Origin of the sequence: Pseudomonas sp. SO81 (assembly GCF_030374125.1) — a bacterium.
Lineage (GTDB): Bacteria > Pseudomonadota > Gammaproteobacteria > Pseudomonadales > Pseudomonadaceae > Aquipseudomonas.
The window spans coordinates 622213-645877 of sequence record NZ_CP126126.1 but is presented as its reverse complement, the minus strand read 5'-3'; the positions used below and the strand labels follow the sequence as shown (position 1 = coordinate 645877).

Annotated in this window: 27 protein-coding genes; 13 read left to right on the top strand and 14 right to left on the bottom strand. The window is 64.6% G+C overall.

Annotated elements, in window-relative coordinates; all coding sequences use genetic code 11:
* Positions 1-25 precede the first annotated feature (25 nt).
* Positions 26-1075, bottom strand: coding sequence for an FUSC family protein (locus tag OH686_RS03030; RefSeq protein WP_137972786.1), 1050 nt, complete (start codon positions 1073-1075; stop codon positions 26-28).
* A gap of 4 nt (positions 1076-1079) precedes the next feature.
* Positions 1080-2411, bottom strand: coding sequence for a deoxyguanosinetriphosphate triphosphohydrolase (locus tag OH686_RS03025; RefSeq protein WP_289536103.1), 1332 nt, complete (start codon positions 2409-2411; stop codon positions 1080-1082).
* Between the two features lie 180 nt (positions 2412-2591).
* Between OH686_RS03025 and OH686_RS03020 the strand changes: the two genes are divergently transcribed.
* On the top strand, positions 2592-3704 hold the full coding sequence (locus tag OH686_RS03020) for a GGDEF domain-containing protein (RefSeq protein WP_289536102.1): 1113 nt from the start codon (positions 2592-2594) through the stop codon (positions 3702-3704).
* A gap of 31 nt (positions 3705-3735) precedes the next feature.
* Here the strand turns inward: OH686_RS03020 and OH686_RS03015 are convergent, their stop codons facing one another.
* The 4 genes from OH686_RS03015 to OH686_RS03000 all read right to left on the bottom strand — a co-directional run bounded on the left by OH686_RS03015 (position 3736) and on the right by OH686_RS03000 (position 5154).
* The gene (locus OH686_RS03015) at positions 3736-4053 is read right to left on the bottom strand and encodes a hypothetical protein (RefSeq protein ID WP_289536101.1); all 318 of its coding nucleotides are present in this window, start codon (positions 4051-4053) and stop codon (positions 3736-3738) included.
* Positions 4050-4430: a phage holin family protein gene (locus OH686_RS03010; RefSeq protein ID WP_137973404.1), complete on the bottom strand. Its 381-nt coding sequence runs from the start codon at positions 4428-4430 to the stop codon at positions 4050-4052. The genes OH686_RS03015 and OH686_RS03010 overlap by 4 nt, the downstream gene beginning before the upstream one ends.
* A gap of 23 nt (positions 4431-4453) precedes the next feature.
* The gene (locus tag OH686_RS03005; RefSeq protein ID WP_289536100.1) at positions 4454-4852 is read right to left on the bottom strand and encodes an ElaB/YgaM/YqjD family protein; all 399 of its coding nucleotides are present in this window, start codon (positions 4850-4852) and stop codon (positions 4454-4456) included.
* Positions 4853-4914: 62 nt separating this feature from the next.
* Positions 4915-5154, bottom strand: a complete 240-nt coding sequence (locus tag OH686_RS03000) for a hypothetical protein (RefSeq protein WP_289536099.1) — start codon at positions 5152-5154, stop codon at positions 4915-4917.
* A gap of 48 nt (positions 5155-5202) precedes the next feature.
* Between OH686_RS03000 and OH686_RS02995 the strand changes: the two genes are divergently transcribed.
* Complete coding sequence (locus OH686_RS02995) at positions 5203-6411, top strand: ammonium transporter (protein WP_289536098.1); 1209 nt, start codon at positions 5203-5205, stop codon at positions 6409-6411.
* A 58-nt stretch (positions 6412-6469) separates the two neighbouring features.
* Here the strand turns inward: OH686_RS02995 and OH686_RS02990 are convergent, their stop codons facing one another.
* From OH686_RS02990 to OH686_RS02980, 3 genes are all read right to left on the bottom strand, one after another.
* Positions 6470-7741, bottom strand: a complete 1272-nt coding sequence (locus OH686_RS02990) for an OprD family porin (RefSeq protein WP_289536097.1) — start codon at positions 7739-7741, stop codon at positions 6470-6472.
* 107 nt (positions 7742-7848) lie between these two features.
* Positions 7849-8706, bottom strand: a complete 858-nt coding sequence (locus OH686_RS02985) for an MBL fold metallo-hydrolase (protein WP_289536096.1) — start codon at positions 8704-8706, stop codon at positions 7849-7851.
* 97 nt (positions 8707-8803) lie between these two features.
* Positions 8804-9400, bottom strand: coding sequence for a glutathione S-transferase family protein (locus OH686_RS02980; protein ID WP_289536095.1), 597 nt, complete (start codon positions 9398-9400; stop codon positions 8804-8806).
* A gap of 127 nt (positions 9401-9527) precedes the next feature.
* Between OH686_RS02980 and OH686_RS02975 the strand changes: the two genes are divergently transcribed.
* Positions 9528-10085: a TetR/AcrR family transcriptional regulator gene (locus tag OH686_RS02975; RefSeq protein WP_289536094.1), complete on the top strand. Its 558-nt coding sequence runs from the start codon at positions 9528-9530 to the stop codon at positions 10083-10085.
* A 1-nt stretch (position 10086) separates the two neighbouring features.
* Here OH686_RS02975 and OH686_RS02970 read toward each other — a convergent pair whose 3' ends face one another.
* Positions 10087-12045, bottom strand: coding sequence for a cation:proton antiporter (locus OH686_RS02970; RefSeq protein ID WP_289536093.1), 1959 nt, complete (start codon positions 12043-12045; stop codon positions 10087-10089).
* A gap of 148 nt (positions 12046-12193) precedes the next feature.
* Between OH686_RS02970 and OH686_RS02965 the strand changes: the two genes are divergently transcribed.
* The 3 genes from OH686_RS02965 to OH686_RS02955 all read left to right on the top strand — a co-directional run bounded on the left by OH686_RS02965 (position 12194) and on the right by OH686_RS02955 (position 15037).
* The gene (locus OH686_RS02965; protein WP_289536092.1) at positions 12194-13336 is read left to right on the top strand and encodes a DUF5610 domain-containing protein; all 1143 of its coding nucleotides are present in this window, start codon (positions 12194-12196) and stop codon (positions 13334-13336) included.
* 44 nt (positions 13337-13380) lie between these two features.
* On the top strand, positions 13381-13617 hold the full coding sequence (locus OH686_RS02960; RefSeq protein ID WP_289536091.1) for a glutaredoxin family protein: 237 nt from the start codon (positions 13381-13383) through the stop codon (positions 13615-13617).
* Between the two features lie 178 nt (positions 13618-13795).
* Complete coding sequence (locus OH686_RS02955; protein WP_289538795.1) at positions 13796-15037, top strand: glutamine synthetase family protein; 1242 nt, start codon at positions 13796-13798, stop codon at positions 15035-15037.
* A 48-nt stretch (positions 15038-15085) separates the two neighbouring features.
* Here OH686_RS02955 and OH686_RS02950 read toward each other — a convergent pair whose 3' ends face one another.
* The 4 genes from OH686_RS02950 to flgA form a co-directional block, all read right to left on the bottom strand.
* Positions 15086-15826 carry a flagellar brake protein gene (locus OH686_RS02950; RefSeq protein WP_289536090.1) on the bottom strand — a complete coding sequence of 247 codons (741 nt, stop codon included), beginning with the start codon at positions 15824-15826 and terminating at the stop codon, positions 15086-15088.
* Positions 15827-15903: 77 nt separating this feature from the next.
* Complete coding sequence (locus tag OH686_RS02945; protein WP_289536089.1) at positions 15904-16371, bottom strand: flagella synthesis protein FlgN; 468 nt, start codon at positions 16369-16371, stop codon at positions 15904-15906.
* Positions 16372-16420: 49 nt separating this feature from the next.
* On the bottom strand, positions 16421-16762 hold the full coding sequence (flgM, locus tag OH686_RS02940; protein ID WP_137972803.1) for a flagellar biosynthesis anti-sigma factor FlgM: 342 nt from the start codon (positions 16760-16762) through the stop codon (positions 16421-16423).
* A 133-nt stretch (positions 16763-16895) separates the two neighbouring features.
* Positions 16896-17654 (bottom strand): flagellar basal body P-ring formation chaperone FlgA, encoded by a 759-nt coding sequence (gene flgA / locus OH686_RS02935; RefSeq protein WP_289536088.1) that lies wholly within the window; start codon positions 17652-17654, stop codon positions 16896-16898.
* A 78-nt stretch (positions 17655-17732) separates the two neighbouring features.
* On the opposite strand from flgA, the gene OH686_RS02930 reads away from it, so the two are divergent.
* The 7 genes from OH686_RS02930 to OH686_RS02900 all read left to right on the top strand — a co-directional run bounded on the left by OH686_RS02930 (position 17733) and on the right by OH686_RS02900 (position 23621).
* Positions 17733-18665 carry a chemotaxis protein CheV gene (locus tag OH686_RS02930; RefSeq protein WP_137972805.1) on the top strand — a complete coding sequence of 311 codons (933 nt, stop codon included), beginning with the start codon at positions 17733-17735 and terminating at the stop codon, positions 18663-18665.
* Positions 18666-18709: 44 nt separating this feature from the next.
* A complete protein-coding gene (cheR, locus tag OH686_RS02925; RefSeq protein ID WP_137972806.1) occupies positions 18710-19537 on the top strand; it encodes a protein-glutamate O-methyltransferase CheR in 828 nt (275 codons plus the stop codon).
* Positions 19538-19770: 233 nt separating this feature from the next.
* Positions 19771-20178, top strand: coding sequence for a flagellar basal body rod protein FlgB (gene flgB / locus OH686_RS02920; RefSeq protein WP_137972807.1), 408 nt, complete (start codon positions 19771-19773; stop codon positions 20176-20178).
* A gap of 13 nt (positions 20179-20191) precedes the next feature.
* Positions 20192-20635 (top strand): flagellar basal body rod protein FlgC, encoded by a 444-nt coding sequence (flgC, locus tag OH686_RS02915; protein ID WP_137972808.1) that lies wholly within the window; start codon positions 20192-20194, stop codon positions 20633-20635.
* A gap of 22 nt (positions 20636-20657) precedes the next feature.
* Positions 20658-21326: a flagellar hook assembly protein FlgD gene (flgD, locus tag OH686_RS02910; RefSeq protein WP_289536087.1), complete on the top strand. Its 669-nt coding sequence runs from the start codon at positions 20658-20660 to the stop codon at positions 21324-21326.
* 44 nt (positions 21327-21370) lie between these two features.
* Entirely contained in the window at positions 21371-22681 is a 1311-nt protein-coding gene (flgE, locus tag OH686_RS02905) for a flagellar hook protein FlgE (protein WP_289536086.1), read from the top strand.
* A 196-nt stretch (positions 22682-22877) separates the two neighbouring features.
* Entirely contained in the window at positions 22878-23621 is a 744-nt protein-coding gene (locus tag OH686_RS02900; RefSeq protein WP_289536085.1) for a flagellar basal body rod protein FlgF, read from the top strand.
* The last annotated feature ends 44 nt before the right edge of the window (positions 23622-23665 follow it).

Here is a 23665-nt window from a genome sequence, read left to right as displayed (position 1 = left end):
TCAGGCCAGAAGCATAGCCGCTTCGTTAGCTCTGCGAATCCGTTCGATCTCTGCTCAGCCACTGCGCCAGACCGTGCATCAGCAGGGCCACCAGGATGGCCAGCACCACACCGATCAGGCTGTTGAACAGACGCACCTGAGCCAGGTGCCAGTCATGCGACAGGCTCTCGGCCAGCAGCACGAAGCTGATCGTCACCTGCAGCACGAACAGGCCGTAGTGATGGGCCTGGAAGGCGCGGCTGAGGGCGATCAGCGGCAGGATGAAGGCCACCATCAGCGGCGGGCTCTGCAGGCTGTGGCCGAAGTAGATCAGCAGCGCCGCGGCGCACAGGCTGGCCATGCTCAGCTGCAGGGCGCGCACCAGGCTGCCGCGGATCTCCAGCTGCAGGGTGGCGATCAGCGCCAGGGTCAGCCAGTAGCCGCGCTGCAGCCCGGCCAGCTGGACGATCAGGCCGGCCGCCGCGCAACCCAGGGTGCAACCCAGGGCATGCAGGCGCCAGCGCTGTTCCGGCAGGCGCTTGGCGTGGCGCTTGAGCACCTTGAGGATGGCCATGAAACGCGGCATGTACGGCCACATGCGCAGGCCATGCAGGCCACGCAGACCGAAGGCGAGCAGGGCGACCCAGAGGCCGCCGAGGACGAACAGCGCGCCCACCGCGTCGGCGTTCTTCAGGTTGCCCAGGCCGAACTGACCCTGGCCGAGACACAGGCATACGGCCAGGCCGATGCCCAGCTTGCCGGCCTCGGTGCCGAAGCGTTGCAACCAGGCCAGGAGGAAACCGTAGGCGCCGAACAGGCACAGGCTGAGCAGCGGGTGGCTGGCCGACCAGAAGCCCAGGCCGGCACTGCAGGCGCCGAGCAGGGTGAGCAGCAGCAGGCGCAGCATGCCGAAGCGGTGTAGCGGGTTGGCCTGGGCGGCCTGGAAGGCGCCGGCCGAGGCCCAGAGAAAGCCGGGATGACCGCTGAACAGACCGAGCACCAGGGGCAGGGCGCAACCCAGGCAGGCGACCACCGCCGGGCCCCAGGCCGGAGGGCCCGCGTGCCAGCTGATCGCCTGCTTGAGCAGTGCCTTCATCGCGTCACACCGGGCTGGAGCGCCCGGTCATCTCCCGGGCCATTTCGGTGGCGTAGCTGTCGGTCATCCCGGCGATGAAGTCGATCATGCGCAGGAACGACAGGTACAGCGGCCAGCCCGGCTCCGGCGCGTAGTGCGCCAGCAGGTCGAGGATGCGCCGGTTCTTGAACGACAGGCCGCGCCCGGAATGCTGTTCCAGGGCCGCGCCACAGAAGGCGTTGAGCAGGATCTCCAGGGTGGTGTAGGCGCCGATCTCGTGCAGGGTCTTGCGCTTGTCCTGGAAGATCTTCTCCCGTGCCATGCCCTTGGCGCGCAGCACGCAGCGCTTGGCCGGGCCGTGCATATGCTCGACCAGATCGCCTTCCAGGGTGCCGGTGAGCAGGGCCGGCTGCTGTTCGACGAAGGCCCGTGCGGCGGCGTTGGTCAGGTGTTCGATGGCCTTGCCGCGCAGGATCGCCAGCTTGCGCCGGCGCGAGTCGCTGGCGCCGAGCTGGCGGTAGGTTTCCGGCAGGTCGTCGCCGACCAGGTCGAACAGTAGCGCCTCGACCTCGGCGTAGTCGAGCAGCTCCATCTCCACGCCGTCTTCCAGATCGATCAGCGCGTAGCAGATGTCGTCGGCCGCCTCCATCAGGTAGACCAGCGGGTGACGCGCCCAGCGCTGCTCGTCGAGCTGCGGCAGGCCGAGCTTGGCGGCGATCTGCTTCAGGCGCGGCAGCTCGTTCTGGTAGCAGCCGAACTTGTGCTTCTTGTAACCCACCGCTTCGGCGTGGCGGGCGGTCCAGGGGTATTTCAGGTAGGTGCCGAGGGTCGCGTAGGTCAGGCGCATGCCGCCGTCGAACTGGTGGTATTCCAGCTGGGTGAGTACGCGGAAGCCCTGGGCGTTGCCTTCGAAACTGAGGAAGTCGCCGCGCTCGGCGTCGCTCATGTCGTCCAGCCAGCCACGCCCGTTGGCCTGCTGGAACCAGTGGCGGATGGCGTCTTCACCGGAGTGGCCGAATGGCGGGTTGCCGATGTCGTGGGCCAGGCAGGCGGACTGCACGATCACGCCCAGATCGCTCGGCTCGCACCAGTTCGGCAGCGCGTCGCGCAGCATCTCGCCGACGCGCATGCCCAGCGAGCGGCCGACGCAGCCGACTTCCAACGAGTGGGTCAGGCGGGTGTGGATGTGATCGTTGCTCGAAACCGGGTGGACCTGGGTCTTGCGCCCCAGGCGGCGGAAGGCGCCGGAGAAGATGATGCGGTCGTGATCCTTGTGGAACGGGCTGCGACCCAGCTCGTCGGAGCTGTAGACGGGTTTGCCGAGGCGTTCGCGAGTGAGCAGGGTTTGCCAATCCAAGGGCTGTACTCGTCAGATGATCCTGCCGCTAGCTTCGACGTTCGCCGCACTGCCTGCAAGTGTCGTGCACTGCAGCGCCAGGTCCGCCTGGCAGGCGACGGGTGGCGCGTGCCGGCTTTGTGATCACAATGATATTGTCTTGCCATCGCGTACCGACCATAACAACAAGAGAATCAGCGCGTGATTTCAGAAGCTGCCTTACCCAAGGATTCGCAGCAGCAGCTGCGCCTCCGTCGTTTCCAGATGAGTGTGGCGATGTATGTCCTGGCCAGCGTGCCCCAGGGCGTTTCCCTGTACAACGGGATTTCTCCCGGCTGGGTCATGGCAGTCTGGGCCGCCGTCGCGGTGGTCACCAACCTTGGCTTCTTCCTGCTGTTCCACTTCGGCCTCAACCTGCGTTTTCGCGACCCGAGCCTGACCATGGCGCAGATGGCTGCAGCGGTCGCCATGGTGCTATTCACCCAGAGCTATGCAGGCGAGGCGCGCGGCGCCTATCTGGTGGTGCTGGTGATCATCATGATGTTCGGCTGCTTCAAGCTGCATACCCGGCAGCTCCTGGTGCTAAGCCTGCTGACCATAGTCGCCTACGGCCTGACCCTGCCGCTGATCCAGCGCATCGACGGCGAGCGCTTCGATCTGGCGGTGGAGATGGTGCTGTGGTGCAGCTTCTCCGCCTTCCTGCCGTTCATTTCCATCCTTGGCGGCAACATCAGCGACCTGCGCAAGAAGCTGATGGCCAGCAACGCCCAGCTGCAGGAGGTGCTGCAGCAGGTCACCGAGCTGGCTACCCATGACGAGCTGACCGGGGTGTACAACCGGCGCTACCTGCTGGAGATGCTGCACCACGAGAAGAACCGCACCGACCGTGGCGGCGCCGGCTTCTGCGTGTGCATCCTCGACCTCGACTACTTCAAACGGATCAACGACACCTACGGCCATCCGGTCGGCGACGAGGTGCTCAAGACCTTCGCCAATACCGTGCAGCCATTGCTGCGTAGCACCGACTTCTTCGCCCGCTATGGCGGCGAGGAGTTCCTCCTGTTCCTGCCGCAGACCTCGCTGGAAATGGCCCAGCACTGCATCAAGCGCATCCAGGACGCACTGGCCGAGGCCAGCTTCGAGGGCGTGCCGGCCAATGTGCGCGTGACCGCCTCGATCGGCGTGGCCCAGTACTACCTACAGGAAACGGTGCCGGCGCTGATCGAGCGCGCCGACAAGGCGCTGTACCGGGCCAAGCAGAACGGGCGCAATCGCATGGAGCTGGCGCCGTTCCACCGGCCGATCCTGATCTGAGACTTGATCAGCCGGTAGGAGCGCCAACAGCCTAGTAATGCGGCTCGATGCTCGGCCGCTTGGCGGCCTGCACGCCACGCACCACCGGATAGAGCATCAGACCGACGCGGGCCAGCTTGCCGAAGGTGCCGAGGCGCCCGCCGAACAGGGTCAGCAGCACGCCGGCAGCGACCATCAACGGGGTCTTCACATTGGCCTGCTCGCCATTACGAATCTGGCTTAGCTGCTGCAGGGGATGGGTCAGTGGCTGCACGTGGTAGCGCAGCTGCTGGCGGTGCATTTCCATGCGCAGGCGGACCAGCTCCTTGCGCATGTCGCGGCGTGCCGCGCTGGACAGTGTTTCGCTCATGGCAATAAGCGCTCCTTGTTGCGGGCCAGTTCGGTGACCGTGGCGCGGAATGGCGACTCGCCGTCGCGTGCCAGGTGCTTGGCCTTGAACAGGCACAGCAGCATGCCCGCGGCAAACACCAGGCACAGGCCGATGGCGGCGGGCAGGCGATAGGTGTCCCAGAAGGCGATCAGCACCACGGTCGACAATCCGAGCAGGACCAGCATGCCGAAGATCAGGCTCAGGCCGGAGAAGATGAACAGCCGGAACGAGCGCGACTTCTCCTCCTGAAACTCGATGCCGAGCAACTCCAGATGGCCCTGCAGCAGGCCGACCAGGGCGCCTCCCAGCTTTTTCAGGGAAGGCTTGGGCGGCTCGCTGGCCGCCTGCGACTGCATGTCATCCATGCTCGGCCTCCGACTTAGCGGCGCCCGGCCAGCAGGCCGAGCAGGAAGCCCACGCCAGCGGCTACGCCGAGGGTTTGCCAGGGGTGCTGCTGGACGTATTCCTCGGTCTTCGCCACCGCTAGGCGGCCCTGTTGCTCGAGGGTGTGCTCGGTGTCCTTGAGGATGTCCTTGGCCCGGCCGAGGTTGCCGCTGATGCGTGCACGTAACTCCTGGACCTGCACGCCGGCCACGTCCGAGGTCTGCCGCAGCAGGTTCTCGGTGTCGCTGATCAGGGCCTGGAACTCGGCGGACAGCGCGTTCTGTGCGTCACGCAGATTGCGACGGTGGGCGTCCTTGTCGATGTTCGGAGTGGTGCTGGTGGTGGTGCCGGTGGTTTCGAAGCCGGACAGGTCGGAGTTCGGGGTGGTAGGCATGGCGCTCTCCTGTGGTCGTGGTTGGGACTCTTCAGGTTCGAGCAGGGCCAGGCCGGCCAGGTTCAGGCTTTATTCGTGCCCTCGTCTGGCACATCTTTTGCCTCGCCATGGTGCGCCGTGTTTCGGGCGTGCCCCTTGGTGGCGCGCATGGTCCACGGTGGATCTGTTGTCTCTTTCGGTATGTCGCTGAAAATAAAGGTGAAAAATCGCAATGGTGATTTTCCACCAAGGCTTCTGCTCCGATTCGGAGCGCGGCGACAGCGGTGCATGACGAGCAGTTGCTCGTGTTTGGTGCGCTGCATCGGGATAGAGATCGTTTTTGGTGCTTATTCGACCGGGGAAACCATTCGATGGAAAACCTAAACAGCGCCGTGGAAACCCTGATTCACGGCTCCAATACCCTGTTCATCCTGCTCGGCGCGATCATGGTCCTGGCGATGCACGCCGGCTTTGCCTTCCTCGAAGTGGGTACGGTACGCCACAAGAACCAGGTCAACGCCCTGTCGAAGATCCTCTCCGACTTCGCCGTTTCGGCCCTGGCCTACTTCTTCGTCGGTTACTGGGTGGCCTATGGCGTGACCTTCTTCGCGCCGGCCAACGAGCTGACCGCGGGCAGCGGTTATGCGCTGGTGAAGTTCTTCTTCCTGCTGACCTTCGCCGCCGCCATCCCGGCGATCATTTCCGGCGGCATCGCCGAGCGCGCCAAGTTTGGCCCGCAGCTGTGCGCCACGCTGCTGATCGTCGCCTTCGTCTATCCCTTCTTCGAGGGCCTGATCTGGAACGGCAACTTCGGCCTGCAGGCCTGGCTGACCGAGCGCTTCGGCGCCGCCTTCCATGACTTCGCCGGTTCGGTGGTGGTGCACGCAGTAGGTGGCTGGCTGGCCTTCGGCGCGGTGATCCTGCTTGGTCGTCGCGACGGTCGCTACCGCGAGGGTCGCCTGGTGGCCTTCGCGCCGTCCAACATCCCGTTCCTCGCCCTGGGTTCGTGGATTCTGATCATCGGCTGGTTCGGCTTCAACGTGATGAGTGCCCAGACCCTCGGCAGCATCAGCGGCCTGGTGGCGGTCAACTCGCTGATGGCCATGGTCGGCGGCACCGTCGCCGCACTGCTGGTCGGGCGCAACGACCCGGGCTTCCTGCACAATGGCCCGCTGGCCGGCCTGGTGGCGGTGTGCGCCGGCTCCGACCTGATGCACCCGGTCGGTGCCCTGGTTACCGGCGGCATCGCCGGCGCGCTGTTCGTCTGGGCGTTCACCGCGACCCAAGTGAAATGGAAGATCGATGACGTGCTCGGCGTGTGGCCGCTGCATGGCCTGTGCGGCGTGTGGGGTGGCATCGCCTGCGGCATCTTCGGCCAGAGCTACCTGGGCGGCATCGGCGGCGTCAGCCTGGTCAGCCAGCTGATCGGCACCGCCCTGGGCGTGCTGGTGGCGCTGGTCGGCGGCTTCCTGGTCTACGGTCTGCTCAAGACGCTGACCGGCATCCGCCTGAGCCAGGAGCAGGAGTACTACGGTGCCGACCTGTCGATCCACAAGATCGGCGCCAACAGCCAGGACTGAGTCTGCGCTGGATAGAAAAAAGCCCGCCGACCGGCGGGCTTTTTCGTTGCCGCAGGGCTTACCAGAGCGACAGGCTGTAGCTGAGGATCAGGCGGTTCTCGTCCAGGTCGTTGCCGAAGTTGGAGCGGGTCGTGGCGTTGCGCCACTTGATGCCGAAGTTCTTCAGCGGGCCTTCCTGGAACACGTAGGCGATGTCGGTGTTGCGCTCCCATTCCTTGCCCTCGGACAGGCCGGCGCCGCGGTCGACGTTGTCGCCGCTCAGGTAGCGGGTCATGAAGGTCAGGCCGGGGATGCCGAGGGCGGCGAAGTTGTAGTCGTAGCGTGCCTGCCAGGACTTCTCGTCCTTGAAGGCGAAGTCGCCGATCTGTACGTAGTTGACCAGGAACGGATCGGTGCCGTTGATGTAGGCGAAGCCGGTGTCGCCGCTCATCTGCTGGTAGCCGAGGCCGAAGGCGTGGCCACCCAGGGCATAGGTGAACATGGCGCCGAAGGCCTTGTTGTCGACATTGGTGTCGCCGTCGTCGGTGGAGCGGGCGAAGCGCAAGTCGCTCTTCAGGCTCTGCTTATCACCCAGCGGTAGTACATGCACGGCGCTGAGGATGTGCTGCTTGTAGAAGTTGTCCAGCGCGCCGTAGTGGTAGGCGGTGGTGAGCTGGTCGTTCCACTTGTAGCTGGCGCCGGCGAAGTTGAACTCGTCGCTGTCGATCCCGCCGAGGCCAGTGAAGCCGCGCGCCGCCGGGCTGCTGTTGGTCAGGGTCATGGTCTCGTGGTCGGACGAGTCGCGCTGGTTGACCCGGCTCAGCTGACCGGCATCGAGGGTCAGGCCGGCGATCTCCTGGGAGTTGATCCAGCCGCCCTGGAAGCTCTGCGGCAGCAGGCGCGAGTCGTTGGCCTGGACCACCGGCAGCTTGGGCATCAGCGTGCCGGCCTTGAGCACGCTATTGGATACCTTGACCTTGGCGGTGACACCCAGGTCGCCGTAGTCATCCTGGGCGCGGCCGGTCTCGCGGTCGCGCTGCAACAGGCCGGTGCCGCTCTCGTCGGCGCTGGAGTCGAGCTTCAGGCCCAGGGTGCCGATGGCGTCGACGCCGAAGCCGACGGTGCCCTCGGTGTAGCCGGATTCGTAGCGCAGCAGGAAGCCCTGGGCCCATTCCTCGGCCTTGGACTGGGCGGCGCCTTCCTGGCGGAAGTCGCGGTTCATGTAGAAGTTGCGCAGCTCCACGCTGGCCTTGCCGTCTTCGAGGAAGGCGGCCTGGCTGGTGGTCGGCAAGGTGAGGCTGGTGCCCAGCGCGGCCAGGGCCACGCCGCGGGCAAGGAGGGACTTGCTCATTGTTATTGTCCTCGGCTGGTGGTGGCGGCCCGGTTGTCCGGTCCGGTTGCAGCGAGGGAAATAAACCACTTTGCCGTGGCGGCGGCTTCTAGACCTTGGTCGAGGCCTCACTCGATCCAGTGCGGGTAGTAGCCGAGCTTGCGCTGCACCGTTTCGTCGTGGGCCGGAATCACCGTCAGTTGCGGTTGCTCCAGCAGCAACTGGTGGACTTTTTCCAGCTGCTGGCGGGTGCCTTCTGGATCGTTGTCGACCATGCGCTTGCTGATCCAGAACTTCTCCTTAGGCCCGGTGAAGCCTTCCAGGCGCCAGCTGGTGTCACCGGTGAAGAAGAAGCGGCGGCCATCGTCGAGAGTGAGGAACAGGCCGACCGAGCCGGGCGTGTGGCCTTCCAGCGGCACCAGCACCAGGCTGCCGTCGCCGAACATGTCGTGGCTGCGTGGGAAACCCATGAACGGCTGCTCGGCGTACTGGAACGGCACCCAGCGAATGGCATGGGCGAACTGGCTGGGCAGCACGGCCGGCGGCGTGGCGATGCGGCTGAACTCGATCTCCTCGTAGGGCGCCCACACCGGCACTTCCGGGAAATCGGCCAGGCCCGAGGCGTGGTCCCAGTGGCTGTGGGTGAGCAGGATGCGGTCGACGCGAATGCCGGCGCGGTCCAACTGGTCGCGCACCGGCGTGACCTGGCCGTAGCGCAGCAGCGGTTTGTCGTACCAGGGCATTTCCGATTCGAACTGCTGGTCCACCTGGCGCCCCAGTGAGGTGTCGAGCAACAGGGTGGCGGCGTGATGTTCGATCAGCACGGCGACGTGGTTGGCGATGGCCTTCTCGGTCCAGGCGCCGCCCTCGACGGTGAAGGCGTCGCGGGTCTCGGTCTCGGCGGTCTTGACCAGGGCGAAGCGCAGGCCGGCGGCCTGGCTGGTGCCGGCGATGACCAGCAGCAGAGCGAAGAGCAGGGAGCGCATGTCAGTGTCCTTCAGCGGGCGGGTGAGGATACGGTGGCGCCGAAAGCCAACGGCAGGCGCTCGCGGCTGGGTCGGCGGCATAGGGTCGCGGAAGCCCTTAGAGGCCGGGCATGCCGATGTGGCCGGGCAGGGCGCGGATGCGCGCGAACCAGGCGGCGAGGTGAACATAGGGTGCGAGGTCGATGCCACCATCACCGGCCAGGGCGATGTAAGGGTAGACGGCGAGGTCGGCGATGCTCGGTGCCTCACCCTGTGCCAGCCAGGTGTGCTGGGCCAGATGCGCATCCAGCAGGTCCAGCACCTGCACGGCGCGCTGCTGGGCCTGCTGCAGGTCGCCGGGCATGCGGAACAGCCCATGCAGGCGGGCCTGTCCCGGGCCCTGGGCCACTTCGTTGGCGGCGAAGCTCAGCCAGCTGGCGATGCGCGCCTGGCTCAGGGCGTCCTGCGGGTACCAGCTGGGAGCGCCATAGCGCTTGGCCAGGTACACCAGGATGGCCTGGGAGTCATAGATCGCCTGGCCTTCGTCGACCAATACCGGCACCTGGCCGCGCGGGTTGAGGGCGAGGAACTCCGCGCGCTTCTGCGCGCCGCCGAGCAGGTCGGTCTGCAGCAGCTCGACCTCGCGGCCGAGCAGGGCGAGGAACAGACGGACCTTGTAGCAGTTGCCGGACAGGCGGAAGTCATGGAGCTGCATGGGAGGAGTCTCGCGGGTGAATATGACTCGATATTAGACAGACAGGTCTGTATATTTCAAGCGAGTTTTTCCGAACTGGAGCGACGGTCATTGCCGCCCGCATAATGTCCGCCACTTGGAGGGCCAGATGGCATCGAGCAAACGCGAACAATTGATCAGCACCGCCCAGGGCCTGTTCGCCCGCGAGGGCTACCACGCCACGGGCATCGACCGCATCCTGGCGGAGTCCGGGGTGGCCAAGATGACCCTGTACAAGCACTTCCGCTCCAAGGACGAGCTGATCCTCGCCGTGCTCGAGGAGCGCGAGCGCGAGACCCTCGGCAACCTGGCCCAGCTGCGCGCCGCCAAGCCGCCGCGCGAGGCGCTGCTGCTGACCTTCGACGGCCTGCATGCGTGGATCAACCAGCACGATTTCTGCGGCTGCAGCTTCATTCATGCGGCGGCGGAATTTCATGACCGCGAGCACCCCATCCATCGTCAGGCGGCGGGGTTCAAGGCGGCTTTCGGAGGGCATTTCCGCGAGTTGCTTGAGGCGCTGCAGGTATGCCAGGCGGAGCAGTTGGCCGGGCAGCTGCAGTTTCTGCTGGAGGGCGCGCTGAGCATGGCCCATGTGCAGGGCCCGGGCGACCAGGCGCTGCAGGCCAAGGCGGCGGCGGAGATCCTGCTGGGCGCTGCCGGCGTCTGACTCAGTCGCCGCCGAGCAGACGCGCCTCGCCGGCTTCGATGGCCTGCAGCGGGCCGGACAGCAACACGGTGTCGCCCTCGCGCAACTGCGGCCGCTGCTCCATCGGCAGGTCCACGCCATCGCGGCGCACCGCCTGCACTTCCAACCCCAGCGCCTCCAGCTGCATATCGGTCGGGCAGCGCCCGCAGGCGTGGGCGTTCTGCGGCAGGTTCACCGCATGCAGCAGCACCCGCGGTTGGCCCTGGGCATCCACCAGGTTGGCCTGGGCACCGTGATAGAAACCGTGCAGCAGGCGATAGCGATTGCCGCGTACCTCGTCCAAATGCTGCTGCACCCGCTGCTGGGGAATGCCGAGCATCACCAGGGCGTGGGAGGCCAGCATCAGGCTGGATTCCAGCACCTCCGGCACCACCTCGCTGGCGCCGGCGGCCTGCAGCTCGGCGAGGCGGCTGTCGTCGCGGGTGCGTACCAGGATCGGCAGATCGGCGCAGTGCAGGCGCACCTGCTCGACGATGGCCAGGGCCACATCGGTCTTGTCCACCGCCACCACCAGCAGGCGCGCGCGGGAAATGCCGACGGCCTCCAGCAGGTCGCGCCGGCGCGAGTCGCCGTAGTGCACGTTGCTCTCGCCGGCGCTGGCTTCCTCGACCCGCACCGGGTCGTCGTCGAGGGCGACGAAGACCTGGCCTTCGCGCTGTAGGAAGCGCCCGATGGACTGGCCGACCCGGCCATAACCGCAGATCACCGCATGGCCCTGCAGCTCCGCACTGTGGCTGGCGATTTCCTCCAGATGACTTTCGCGTCCCGGTGTGCGGCGCAGTCGCGCGGCCAGCTGCGGCGCGGCACGTAGCAACAGTGGGGTCAGTGCCATGGAGCAGAATGCGGCGGCCAGCAGCAGCCCGGCCAGCGGTGCTTCCAGCATCTGCTGCTGGCGCATCAGCGCCACCAGGGCGAAGAAGAATTCACCGGCCTGGGCCAGGGCCAGGCCGCTGCGCCAGGCCGTCTCGCCGCTTTCGCCGCGGACCTTGACCAGCACGGCCACCAGACCGCCCTTGAGCGCGAGCAGTAGCAGGGTAGCGCCGAGGATGGCCCAGCCCTGCTCGGCGAACAGCTTGAGGTCGATCAGCATGCCCACGCAGACGAAGAACAGGCCGAGGAGGATGTCGCGGAATGGCCGGATATCTGCCTCGACCTGGTGGCGGTAGTGGCTCTCGCCTAGCAGCATGCCGGCGAGGAACGCGCCCAGGGCCATGGACAGGCCGAGCATGTGGGTGAGCCAGGCGGTGAGCAGGACGATGACCAGGGCGAGCATGACGAACAGCTCGGCGGAGTGAGCCTGCGCCACCTCGTGGAACAGCTTGGGCAGCAGCCAGCGGCTGGCCAGCAGCAGGCCGAGGAACAGCAGTACGGTCTTGCCCAGCGTCAGCGGAATGGCCAGGTACCAGGGCTCGCCGCCGTGACCGGCAATGGCGGGCACCAGGGTCAGCAGCAGCACTGCCACCAGGTCCTGGAACAGCAGCACGCCCATGGCGTTCTGGCCATGGCCGCTGAATACCTCGCCGAGGCTGACCAGTTCCTTGCCGACTATGGCGGTGGAGGAGAGCGCCAGACCAAGGCCGAGCACCGCGGCGCTGGTTGGCGCCACGCCGCCCAGATAGAGCAGCGCACCCAGGACCGAGCCGCACAGGGCGACCTGCAGGCTGCCCAGGCCGAATACGGTGCGCCGCAGCGCCAGCATGCGCGGCAGGGAGAACTCCAGGCCCAGGCTGAACAACAGGAATACCACGCCCAGCTCGGCCAGCCGCGGCAGGTCACGGGCCGAGCCTATCCAGTCCAGCGCGGCCGGCCCCACCAGCAAGCCGACGCAGAGGTAGCCGAGCACCGGCGGCAGGCGCAGGCGGCGGAACAGGGCGATGACCAGCAGCGAGCAGGCCAGAATGATCAGCAGGTCGGCGAACAAGGCGATTCTCCTTCGATTGCCTGCGAGCATGCCGAAGCGGCAGCGGGGCGTCCATGCTCCCGGTCAAGCAGGCCATTGGTCGGTTTTGCCTCAATTTTCCGGGGTGCCTGCCGTCAAAGAGGCAGTTGACCCTGCTTGGTACTTCATCATGAATACTCTGGCTTCCCTTTCCCCGTCGCAGTCCCGCCCCACCGGCATCAACACCCTGGCCAACCCGCGCGGCCATGTGGATGCCCAGGGCACCCTGGCCAACCGCCTGGCCAATCGCCTGGGCCTGGAGCCGGGCGCGCTGGACGGCAAGCGCGAGGACTTCACGCCCGACAAGGTCGCCGATCGTGTACTCGGCTTCATCGAGCAGCGCTTGAAGAGCGAGGCCGCCGCCGGTGCCGACACCTCCAAGCTGGAAAGCTTGCTGGCCCAGGCCCGCGAGGGCGTGGAGAAGGGCTTCGAGGAGGCGCGCAAGATCCTCGACGGCATGGGCGTGCTCAAGGGCAAGGTGGCGGAAGACATCAATGCCACCTACGACAAGATCCAGAACGGCCTGAAAGGCCTCGAATCCGACTACGGCGGCAAGACTCCCGCCAGCGGTGGCGGCAACACCGTCGCGGTGGCCGCGCGCAGCGAGCGTTTCGCCGCCCAGGCCGAGACCTTCGATATGCAGGTCACAACCCGCGATGGCGACCGTCTGAATATTTCCATCGCCAGTGCCTCCGCCAGCTGGTCGCAGAGCAGTGCGGCCGCCGCCAGCAATGGCAATGGTTCCGTGGCCAGCGCCAGCAGCAGCTCCGGCAGCATGCAGATCGGCGGTTGGCAGGTACAGGTGGAAGGCGAGCTGGACGATGAGGAGCGCGCCGCCCTGGAAGACCTGTTCAAGCAGGTGCAGGACATCTCCAGCGACTTCTATTCGGGCAATCTGGCTGGCGCCTTCGACCGCGCCATGCAGTTGAATATGGATGGCTCGCAACTGGCCTCGATGTCGCTGCAGCTGACCCAGACCAGCGTGCGCCAGGCCACCGATGCCTATGGCGCGGTGGCCCAGCAGGGCGGCCAAGCCGCCAGCGCGGTGAACGACGACCTGATCGACTACGCCCGCGGCCTGCTCGATGCGCTGCGTACTGCCGACAAGGTGTCGGAAGACGCCAAGGGCACCCTGGAGCAGCTGCTGGACGGCGGCTTCAGCCTCGACGAGCGTTTCGACGGATCGTTGCTGGAGAAGGCCAAGGAGCTCAACGGCCGCTTGCTCGACGGTCTGCAGGGCATGCTGCAGAACCCGCCGGCCGAGGAGGCCTGAGCGGGTGCTAGACTGTGTCTCTGATCGAGTCGGAGACGCCCGCGATGCCCCCTGAATGCCAACTCTTCGGCACCCTCGGCTGCCACCTCTGCGAGGTGGCCGAGGCGTTGCTGATGCCCTTCGTCGAGCACGGCCTGCTGGTCGAACTGATAGACATCGCCGAGCGCGAGGACTGGGTCGAGCAATATGGTCTGCGCATTCCGGTGCTGCGTCGCAATGACAGCGGCGCCGAGCTCGACTGGCCCTTCGACGCCGATCAGGTTGTGGCCTTCCTGCGCTGAACTCTCCTTTTGACTGCTTGATATCTTGAACGGCTGATGCGTATTTTGTACGGATCTAAAGCTGGGATATGCAGTCATGAACACCGACGGCCGTAGTGCGCTCGCAGAGCGCTTGTCCGGGATAAGCGAGATCGAATGTGTCACCGCCGACCTCAATGGGGTGCCGCGGGGCAAGGTGATGACCGCAGAAGGCTTTCTCGAAGGCCGCCGCTTGCAACTGGCGCGGGGTGTCTTGCTGCAGTGCATCATGGGCGGCTATCCGCCGGCGCGTTTCTACGGCAGCGACGATGGCGACCTGGTTCTCAGCACCACTCCTGAGCGTGTGTTCCGCCTCCCCTGGAGCGAGTCGCCGCGGGCCATGGCCATCTGCGACGCCGATGAGCTGGATGGGCGCAGTTCGGGTCTTTCCACCCGCGGCCTGCTGAAGCAGGTGTTGGCTGTCTATGCCGAGCGCGGCTGGCAGCCGGTGGTGGCCACCGAACTGGAGTTCTTCGTCTTCGAGCGGCATCTCGATGCCAATCGCCCCTTCCGGCCGCCGCAGGGCCTGGACGGCAGTCGCGAGAGCGGCTGCTCGGCGTTCAGCATGTCGTCCGGCAACGGTCTGCGGCCGTTCTTCGAAGAGGTCTATCTCTGCATGGAGGCGCTCGGCCTGCCGCGCGACAGCTTCATGCACGAGATGGGCGTCAGCCAGTTCGAGATCAATCTGCTGCATGGCGACCCGCTGCAGGTGGCCGACCAGACCTTCCTGTTCAAGCATCTGCTGCGCGAGGTCGGCCTCAAGCACGGTCTGGCGGTGGTGTGCATGGCCAAGCCGCTGCCGCATACGCCGGGCAGCTCCATGCACATCCACCAGAGCGTGGTGGAGCAGGGCAGTGGGCGCAATATCTTCAGTTCAGAGGATGGCGCGGCGACACCGGCCTTCCACCACTTCATCGGCGGGCAGCAGGCCGCGTTGGCCGACTTCACCTTGCTGTTCGCGCCGCATGTGAATTCCTACCAGCGCCTGTGTCATCCCTACGCCTCGCCGAACAACGCCTGCTGGTCGCACGACAACCGCGCCGCCGGGTTGCGCATCCCGGCCAGTGGGGCTGCAGCGCGGCGGGTGGAGAACCGTCTGCCCGGGGCCGACGCCAATCCCTATCTGGCCATCGCTGCCAGCCTGGCCGCCGGCCTGCATGGCCTGCAGCAACAGCTGGAGCCGAGCGCGCCGATCCAGGGCGAGTTCGAGGTGCCACCTGCACTTAGCCTGCCGTGCACCATGCATGCGGCGCTTCAGCGCCTGCAGGACAGTGCGCTGGCTAGGCAGTGGTTCGGCGAGGAGTTCGTCGGCGGCTATTGCGCCAGCAAGGGCATGGAGCTGATGAGCTACATGGACGAGATCACGCCCTGGGAGCGACGGGTGCTGGGAGCTCAGGCCTGAAAACGCAAAAGGCCGCCCGTGGGCGGCCTCTGGTTGGCATCGGCAGTGCTATTCCTGCTCGACGCGGCGCGCCTCGCGCTGTAGCTGGTAGACGAAGCGCTCCACCTGGCGCTGCTCCAGGCCGCTCATGCGGTGGAAGCGCAGGCCGACGAAGGTCATGTTGACCTTCTCCGCATAGTGCACATGGCGCAGTTCGCCAGCGGTGGTCATGGAGCCGATCGGCAGCATGGCGGTGAAGCGCTCGTAGACCTGACCGGGTTGCAGGCGGCTGGTGATGTCGCCGGCGAAGCGCAGACGGCAACCGGTGGCGGAGATATCCAGCATCTGGCCCTTGACGCCGGGATTGAGCTTACTGCCGGACAGCTCGATGTTGACCAACTGGCCCTGGCCGAGTGCCGCGCGGAAGGCATTGCGGCGCTGGTGATAGGTCACCCGCTCCGGGATATAGCTCCAGTAGCAGCGCGAGCCGTCCAGTTCGCCGATCTGCACCGGGTCTTCGCATTCCCAGGCGATGCGCACGCCATCGTGAAAGCCTTCCACGCGGAACGGTTCGCCGTTCTGCATGAAGCGCTCGCCATCGCTGGGAATCATTTCGTCGAGAGCAAGTACGCCGCGATCGCGGTCGATTTCGATCAGGTAGCTCTGGAACCGCAGGTTGCGGTCCTTGAACATGACAATGAGGGGATCATGGCTCTGCTGCAGCAAACGCAGGTTGGCAAAGATCTCCAAGGGTGCGGTAAGCACCTTGGGTGGCTGTGGGCCATCGTCCTCAAGGAATGGGTTGGGCACGATCCGGGTATCTCCAGGTACTACCGCACTAGCATACTGGCATATTGCCGGTATGTCCCTGTGCTTGTTGTTATGGCTCAGGCCTGGCTGAGTGGGCGTTGCTGCGCGATTCTAGCGGCGCCGCCGCGGCTGTCATAGAGCCCTGGGGTCTCGCCGCCACGGAGAATGCCGAGCACGCTCTTGAGCGATGCCTGATTGGCGCGGATCAGCCGACCATTGCGCTGGTTGGCGTCGCGGCAGCTTTCCAGCAGCTGGTTCAGCTCATCGCTGCGCGCCAGTAGCTCTGCACCATTGCTTTGGCGGGCGGCAAAGGCTTCCAGGCCGGCGCGATCGGCGCTCAGTTGTTGTTCGCCGAGCAGTTTGCTGCGTGCGCTGCCGTGCTGGTCGAGCAGGCTGAGGAGGGGGAGTTTCTCGCCGAGGATCTGTTCCAGACGCGGCAGGTCGCGTTCGCCCATGGCCTGGAATTCGGCATCGATCAGCTCAAGCAGGCGCTGAGCCGTGCCGATATCTTCGATGAACAGTTGCAGCAGATCGTTACTTTGCATCGCGGGCTCTGGGGATCGGGCGTCCAACACCCCCAGCGCAGCCCTTGGACTAGCGCTGGGATTCGAAATCGAGCAGCTTGCCGGCGACGCGCTTGGCATCGACCTGGTAGCTGCCATCGGCAATCGCCTGCTTCAACTTGGCGACGCGCTCTTTATCGACGGTCGGCAGGTCGCGCAGCTTGTCGCCGGCTTTCTGCAATTGCTGGGCTTCACGGCTGAGCTGCACGGATTCGCCAGTCTTGCCGGCAGTGGCCTGCTCGTCGGCAACCTGCGCCGCGTTCTGCGGGGTGCTGCTGACGGCCTCGTTACGGCCGCTGGCCTGGGCATTGCCTGTGCGCCCGCTGTTGGCGGGGCTGGCGGCATTGTTCAGCCGGTTGAAGTCGATAACCATGGTGTAAACCTCGGACGGTATCTGGACGCTTGACTGGGTTGTCGGCCGGTCCCGTCGAAACTTTAGGGCGCTTTTATGTGCGTCGTTTAACAGTGTAGGAAATCGTCGGGGATATGCGCTACAAGAATCGTGCCTACATCCCCACCTCGACCTGCCCCGGACCTATCACCCTGGCTCTGACCACGCGCTGCGAACTTAGGTTGCGCACGCTGATCTGCTGGCCGAGAGTCCCACCGGACAAGGCCTCGCCCTGCACACGCACATTAATGCCGCCGGCACGCGCCGCAATGACCACCTGATCGCCGCGGCGCACGCTCTCCGCCAGCTGCAAGATTGCAGGAGTCAATACCTGATCTGCCTGAAGCGGACGCGTCAGTTTTTTGCCGATGGCCTGCTCGGGATCGCTGATATAGCCTCGGTTGAGCAGTCCGATGTCCTGCTCGATCATGGCGATATCTTCCGGACCAATGATGCTGTCGCGCTTGAGCGGGTTTTTCAGTACTGCCACCGGTCGGAAGATGCGCACCTGGGCAGGGATGAACACTGTCCAAGGCGTTGTGCCTTCGCAGCTGACCCGGACGGTGACTCGGCCAACAGGCTGGGCGGGACTCTCCAGGCTCTGCGTCAAATCGCTGTCACAGGCGGCGAGGCGTAATCGCGGATCGATCGAATTCACTTGAATATCATGGCGTGCCGGGATTTCGCTACGCTCTAGATAGTCCTCGACGGTGAACTCAAGAAAGCCCTCGGTAGCGCCGATAAGCTCTTCGGGCAGGGTCAGCGGCGCGGCATGCAGCGAGCTGTAGCCGAACAGGCCCAAAGCGGGTACAACACCGGCGAGGAACAGGCGTTTTGCCATCATGCGTCGGTAAAGTGTCGTGAGTGTGTTCATGCAGCTCACAAAGCAAGGCTCGTGCCGCCTGCTAGGCTTAGCGGGAGCGCAACGATATGAACAATAAGGAGTCTGGGCATGGCCGGAGTATTGGACTCGGTTAACCAGCGTACCCAACTGGTCGGGCAGAACCGCCTCGAGCTCTTGCTGTTCCGTCTGGACGGCTCGCAGCTGTATGGCATCAACGTGTTCAAGGTGAAGGAGGTGCTGCAATGCCCCAAACTCACCGTCATGCCCAAGTCCAGCCAGGTGGTGCGCGGTGTGGCGAACATCCGCGGAGGCACCATTCCCATCCTCGATCTGGCGCTGGCCACCGGTAGGCAGGCGCTGGACGATATCAACAACAGCTTCGTGATCATCACCGAGTACAACACCAAGGTGCAGGGCTTCCTGGTGCGCTCGGTCGAACGCATCGTCAACATGAACTGGGAAGAGATCCATCCGCCACCCAAGGGCACCGGTCGCGACCACTACCTGACGGCGGTGACGCGTGTGGACAACAAGCTGGTGGAGATCATCGACGTGGAGAAGATCCTCGCCGAGGTGGCGCCCATGTCGGAGGCCATTTCCGAAGGCGTGGTGGACGTCGAGACCCAGGCTCGCGCGGTGTCCAAGCGCGTGTTGATCTGCGACGACTCGTCCGTGGCGCGCAAGCAGGTCTCGCGCTGCCTGGAGAGCATCGGGGTCGAGGTGGTGGCGCTCAACGACGGCCGGCAAGCCTACGACTATCTGCGCAAGCTGGTGGAAGAGGGCAAGACCCCGGCGGAGGAGTTCCTCATGCTGATCTCCGACATCGAGATGCCGGAGATGGATGGCTATACCCTGACTGCGGAGATTCGCTCCGATCCGAGGATGCAGAACCTCCATGTGATTCTGCATACTTCGCTCTCCGGGGTGTTCAACCAGGCGATGGTGAAGAAGGTCGGTGCGGACGATTTCCTCGCGAAATTCCGTCCGGACGAACTGGCTTCCCGCGTGGTCGAGCGTATCCGGGTGGCTGATGGGGGCTGAGGGCTCGGCCCTCGGTTGCAACTATGTTTGGTGAGGCGGCATTAGTGTCTTCAGGCAATTTGGATTTCGAGCAGTTCCGGACCTTTCTGGAAAAGGCCTGCGGCATTCTGCTGGGGAGCAACAAGCAATACCTGGTGTCGAGCCGCCTCAACAAGCTGATGGAGCAGCAGGGAATCAAGACCCTCGGTGAGCTGGTGCAGAAGATGCAGGCCCAGCCTCGTGGAGGATTGCGCGAGCAGGTGGTGGACGCCATGACCACCAACGAGACCCTGTGGTTTCGCGATACCTATCCCTTCGAGGTCATGAAGAACCGGGTGCTGCCCGAGTTGATCAAGGCTGCGCCTAACCAGCGTCTGCGCATCTGGTCGGCTGCCTGCTCCTCGGGGCAGGAGCCCTATTCGCTGTCGATGACCATCGACGAATTCGAAAAGGCCAACCTGGGCCAGCTCAAGGCCGGGGCACAGATCGTAGCCACCGATCTTTCGCCATCGATGCTGGCCAACTGCAAATCCGGCGAGTACGACAGCCTGGCCATGGGGCGCGGTTTGTCGCAGGAACGTCTGCAGCGCTACTTCGACCCGAAAGGGCCGGGGCGCTGGGTGGTCAAGGCGCCGATCAAGAGTCGTGTCGAGTTCCGCGCCATCAACCTGCTGGAAAGCTATGCGGCCCTCGGAAAGTTCGATGTGGTGTTCTGTCGCAACGTGTTGATCTACTTCTCCGCCGAAGTGAAAAAGGACATCCTCACCCGCATCCACGCCACCCTCAAGCCGGGCGGCTATCTGTTCCTCGGTGCTTCCGAGGCGCTCAACGGCCTGCCGGATCTGTACCAGATGGTTCAGTGCAGCCCCGGGATCATCTACAAGGTGAAGTGACGCGAAGTCGCGAAGCACAACGGGAGGCCAAGGGCCTCCCGTTTTCGTTTCTGCGCGGCAAAAGGGCCTTGCCGTGCCGCAGCGGCCTTGCCACGTAGCGGAAAAGCTTTGCCGCTTGCCGCTCTTCGATAGCGTTATTTTTATGCAAGCTGTTGATTTATAAGTAAAAATTAAACTGGCACAGCCATTGCTTTATGTCTGGCACGACGCCCAAACGGCAAAGGTTCCAGATCATGAGCATCAGCTTCGCAAACGCACTCGGCATTCACGAAACGGCCCTCAGCTTCCGCGCAGAGCGCGCCGAAGTGCTGGCCAACAACATCGCCAACGCCGATACCCCGCATTACAAGGCTCGTGACCTGGACTTCTCCGCCGTGCTCGCCGAACAGAACGAGAAGCAGAACGGCAAGCACTTCGGCCTGAATCGTACCGACAGCCAGCACATCGCCGCCGATGGCATCCAGCTGGCCGACCCGGCGCTGCGTTTCCGTACCCCGTTCCATGCGTCCATCGACCAGAACAGCGTCGACATGCAGCAGGAGCAGGCCAACTACGCCGAGAACGCGGTGCAGTTCCAGGCTAGCTTCACCATGCTCAACAGCAAATTCAAAGGGCTGATCGGCGCCCTGCGCGGCGAATAAGGGAGATCACACCATGTCACTCGCCAGTGTCTTCAATATCGCCGGTACCGGCATGAGCGCCCAGAGCACTCGCCTGAATACCATCTCCAGCAACATCGCCAACGCCGAGACCGTCTCCTCGAGCATCGATCAGACCTACCGTGCGCGCCATCCGGTGTTCGCCACCATGTTCGAGTCGAGCATGAGCGGTGACCGTGGCTCGCTGTTCGCCGACCAGGATCAGGCCGGTCGCGGCGTCCAGGTGCTGGGTGTGGTCGAGGACCAGAGCAGCCTGACCCCGCGCTACGAGCCGAACCATCCGGCCGCGGACGAGAAGGGCTACGTGTACTACCCGAACGTCAACGTGGTCGAGGAGATGGCCGACATGATTTCCGCCAGTCGTGCCTTCCAGACCAACGTCGAAATGATGAACACCGCCAAGCAGATGATGCAGCGCGTGCTGACCCTGGGTCAGTAAGCGGCGAACGAGGAGCAAGACAATGAGTGTCAGTGGCGTCAGTTCCGTACTGGACCAGTACCAGATCAAGCAGGAAACCGGCCAGAGCAAGGAGCTCGGTAAGAATGAATTCCTCGAACTGCTGGTGGCTCAGTTGAACAACCAGAACCCGCTGGAGCCGCAGGAGAACGGCGAGTTCATCGCCCAGCTCGCGCAGTTCAGCCAGGTCGAGGGCATCGAGCAGCTCAACACCCGCATGGAGTCGCTGCTGTCCGGCTACCAGTCGTCCCAGGCCCTGCAGGCCTCGTCGCTGGTCGGGCGCAAGGTGATTGTGCCGTCCGAGAAGGCCGTGGTCGACACCAGCGAGACCTTCAAGGGCAGCCTGGTGTTGCCGGTCACCAGCAGCAACGTCTACGTCAACATCTACGACAACGCCGGCAAGGTGGTGAACCGGGTCAACCTCGGCCAGCAGGCCGCCGGCAATGTCAGCTTCATGTGGGACGGCAAGGACTCCAGCGGCAATCTCATGCCGCCCGGCACCTACAAGTTCGAGGCGCAGGCTACCTACGCCGACGGCACCAAGGGCCTCTACACATTGCTGCCGGCGAACGTCGACAGCGTCGCCCTCGGCCAGAACGGCGGCGAAATGAAACTCAACCTGGCAGGCATCGGCGCAGTGCCCCTGTCCCAGGTCCAGATAATCGGTCAATAACCCCAGGCTGTAAGCGCCGGCAGTAACGGCAAAGGAGCATATCCATGGCTTTCAACATCGGTCTCAGCGGTCTGCGGGCAGCCACCAGCGACCTCAACGTCACCGGCAACAACATCGCCAACGCCGGCACCGCAGGCTTCAAGCAGTCACGTGCCGAGTTCGCCGACGTCTACGCCGCCTCGGTGCTCGGTACCGGCTCCAACCCTCAGGGCAGTGGCGTGCTGCTGGGCGACGTGTCGCAGCTGTTCAACCAGGGCAACATCAACTACACCCAGAACGCCCTGGACCTGGCCATCAACGGCAACGGCTTCTTCGTCACCAGCAACAATGGCGAGATCAGCTACACCCGGGCCGGCTACTTCGGTACCGACCGTGACGGCTATGTGGTCAACAACTTCGGCTACCGCCTGCAGGGTTATGCGGTGGATGCGGCCGGCAACCTGCAGAACGGCATCGTCGACGATATCCAGATCCAGACCGCCGCCCAGTCGCCGCGGGCCACCGAGAACCTGGAGCAGACCTTCAACCTGAACTCGACCAACACGGTGCCGACCGTAGTGCCGTTCGACCCGACGAACCCGCAGACCTACAACTCGTCGACTTCGACCAACATCTATGACACCCAGGGCAACGCCCACGTCATGACCCAGTATTTCGTCAAGACGGCGGCCAACACCTGGACCATGAACGTACTGATCGACGGGCGCAATCCCAACGATCCGACCCTGACAACGCCCTATACCGCGAACCTGGGCTTCACTACCGCTGGCCAGCTCGACCTCGCCAGCTTGAGTTCCCCGGACCTGACTGTGGATCCGGCTACCGGTCTGATCACCATGACCAACTGGACACCTGCAGCCCCGGACAACTCCGTGCCACCAGTGTGGAGCTCCAACGGTGCCTCCGCTGCCGCGGCCGGGGTGACCATCGATATTCGCGATGCCACCCAGTTCTCCAGCGCCTTCGCCGTTACCGCTGTCAGCCAGGATGGCTACACCACCGGCGAGCTGGCTGGCCTGGAGATCGACGACACCGGTGTGATCTTCGCTCGCTACACCAACGGGCAGTCGCTGATCCAGGGCCAGGTGGTGCTGGCCAACTTCGCCAACGTGCAGGGCCTGACCCCGGTCGGCAAGACCGCCTGGGTGCAGTCCTTCCAGTCCGGCGAGCCGGTGGTGGGCACGCCGCGCTCCGGCACTCTGGGCGCCCTGCAGGCTGGCGCGCTGGAGGACTCCAACGTCGAGCTGTCTGACCAACTGGTGAACCTGATCGTCGCCCAGCGCAACTACCAGGCCAACGCCAAGACCATCGAGACCGAGAGCGCCATCACCCAGACCATCATCAACCTGCGTTGATAGGGGAGGAGGGGCCTTGCCGCCTGCGGCAAGGCCCCGCCGGATGACTCGCAAGCAAGGCTCCCTGAGGAGTCTTTTATTTTAATAAATCCTTGTTAATCATGTAGATAGATGTATTTATAAGTCCTGGCACGCGGTTTGCTTTACAGCAGGTAACTGAGTTGCGAGCGGCAATTGCCGACCTGCGGAGCAAACCATGGACAAGATGCTGTACATCTCCATGACGGGCGCCAGCCAGAACACCCTGGCCCAGCGTGCCCACGCCAACAACCTGGCGAACATTTCCACCAGCGGCTTCCAGCGCGACTACGAGCAGGCCCGCTCGATGCCGGTGTTCGGCGACAGCTACCCGGCTCGTGTCTACGCGATGACCGAGCGTCCGGCCACCGACTTCACCCCCGGCTCGTTGCAGGAGACCGGCCGCGACATGGACGTGGCCATCGACGGCCAGGGCTGGATCGCCGTGCAGGCGGCCGATGGCAGCGAGGCATACGTGCGTACCGCCAGCCTGCAGATCGACGCCTTCGGCCAGCTGCGCACCGGCAACGGTTTGCCGGTACTCGGCAATGGCGGGCCGATCGCCGTGCCGCCGGAGCAGAAGGTCGAGATCGGCCAGGACGGCACCATCAGCATCCGTGCCCTCGGCGAGGCGCCGAACGTGATGGCCGAGGTGGACCGCATCAAGCTGGTCAATCCGGATCCCAAGACCATGGAGAAGGGCACCGACGGCCTGGTCCGCGTCAAAGGCGCCACCGAGCCGATCGCCGCCGACGCCAACGTGCGCGTGACCTCCGGCTTCCTCGAGTCGAGCAACGTCAACGCCGTCGAGGAGATGACCGCGATCCTCTCGCTGTCCCGCCAGTTCGAACTGCACGTGAAGATGATGCGTACCGCCGAAGACGATGCGGCGGCCATGGCACGGGTCATGCAACTCAGCTAATCACCAACGCGAAGCGCCATGAAACTGGCGCTCGAGGAGAAAGA

Coding starts and splice junctions, on each gene's coding strand:
- OH686_RS03030 (WP_137972786.1), bottom strand. CDS start 1,075: ATGAAGGCACTGCTCAAGCAGGCGATCAGCTGGCACGCGGGCCCTCCG.
- OH686_RS03015 (WP_289536101.1), bottom strand. CDS start 4,053: ATGAGCGAAACACTGTCCAGCGCGGCACGCCGCGACATGCGCAAGGAG.
- OH686_RS03010 (WP_137973404.1), bottom strand. CDS start 4,430: ATGCAGTCGCAGGCGGCCAGCGAGCCGCCCAAGCCTTCCCTGAAAAAG.
- OH686_RS03005 (WP_289536100.1), bottom strand. CDS start 4,852: ATGCCTACCACCCCGAACTCCGACCTGTCCGGCTTCGAAACCACCGGC.
- OH686_RS03000 (WP_289536099.1), bottom strand. CDS start 5,154: ATGCAGCGCACCAAACACGAGCAACTGCTCGTCATGCACCGCTGTCGC.
- OH686_RS02995 (WP_289536098.1), top strand. CDS start 5,203: ATGGAAAACCTAAACAGCGCCGTGGAAACCCTGATTCACGGCTCCAAT.
- OH686_RS02990 (WP_289536097.1), bottom strand. CDS start 7,741: ATGAGCAAGTCCCTCCTTGCCCGCGGCGTGGCCCTGGCCGCGCTGGGC.
- OH686_RS02985 (WP_289536096.1), bottom strand. CDS start 8,706: ATGCGCTCCCTGCTCTTCGCTCTGCTGCTGGTCATCGCCGGCACCAGC.
- OH686_RS02980 (WP_289536095.1), bottom strand. CDS start 9,400: ATGCAGCTCCATGACTTCCGCCTGTCCGGCAACTGCTACAAGGTCCGT.
- OH686_RS02975 (WP_289536094.1), top strand. CDS start 9,528: ATGGCATCGAGCAAACGCGAACAATTGATCAGCACCGCCCAGGGCCTG.
- OH686_RS02965 (WP_289536092.1), top strand. CDS start 12,194: ATGAATACTCTGGCTTCCCTTTCCCCGTCGCAGTCCCGCCCCACCGGC.
- OH686_RS02960 (WP_289536091.1), top strand. CDS start 13,381: ATGCCCCCTGAATGCCAACTCTTCGGCACCCTCGGCTGCCACCTCTGC.
- OH686_RS02955 (WP_289538795.1), top strand. CDS start 13,796: ATGACCGCAGAAGGCTTTCTCGAAGGCCGCCGCTTGCAACTGGCGCGG.
- OH686_RS02945 (WP_289536089.1), bottom strand. CDS start 16,371: ATGCAAAGTAACGATCTGCTGCAACTGTTCATCGAAGATATCGGCACG.
- flgM (WP_137972803.1), bottom strand. CDS start 16,762: ATGGTTATCGACTTCAACCGGCTGAACAATGCCGCCAGCCCCGCCAAC.
- flgA (WP_289536088.1), bottom strand. CDS start 17,654: ATGAACACACTCACGACACTTTACCGACGCATGATGGCAAAACGCCTG.
- OH686_RS02930 (WP_137972805.1), top strand. CDS start 17,733: ATGGCCGGAGTATTGGACTCGGTTAACCAGCGTACCCAACTGGTCGGG.
- flgB (WP_137972807.1), top strand. CDS start 19,771: ATGAGCATCAGCTTCGCAAACGCACTCGGCATTCACGAAACGGCCCTC.
- flgC (WP_137972808.1), top strand. CDS start 20,192: ATGTCACTCGCCAGTGTCTTCAATATCGCCGGTACCGGCATGAGCGCC.
- flgD (WP_289536087.1), top strand. CDS start 20,658: ATGAGTGTCAGTGGCGTCAGTTCCGTACTGGACCAGTACCAGATCAAG.
- flgE (WP_289536086.1), top strand. CDS start 21,371: ATGGCTTTCAACATCGGTCTCAGCGGTCTGCGGGCAGCCACCAGCGAC.
- OH686_RS02900 (WP_289536085.1), top strand. CDS start 22,878: ATGGACAAGATGCTGTACATCTCCATGACGGGCGCCAGCCAGAACACC.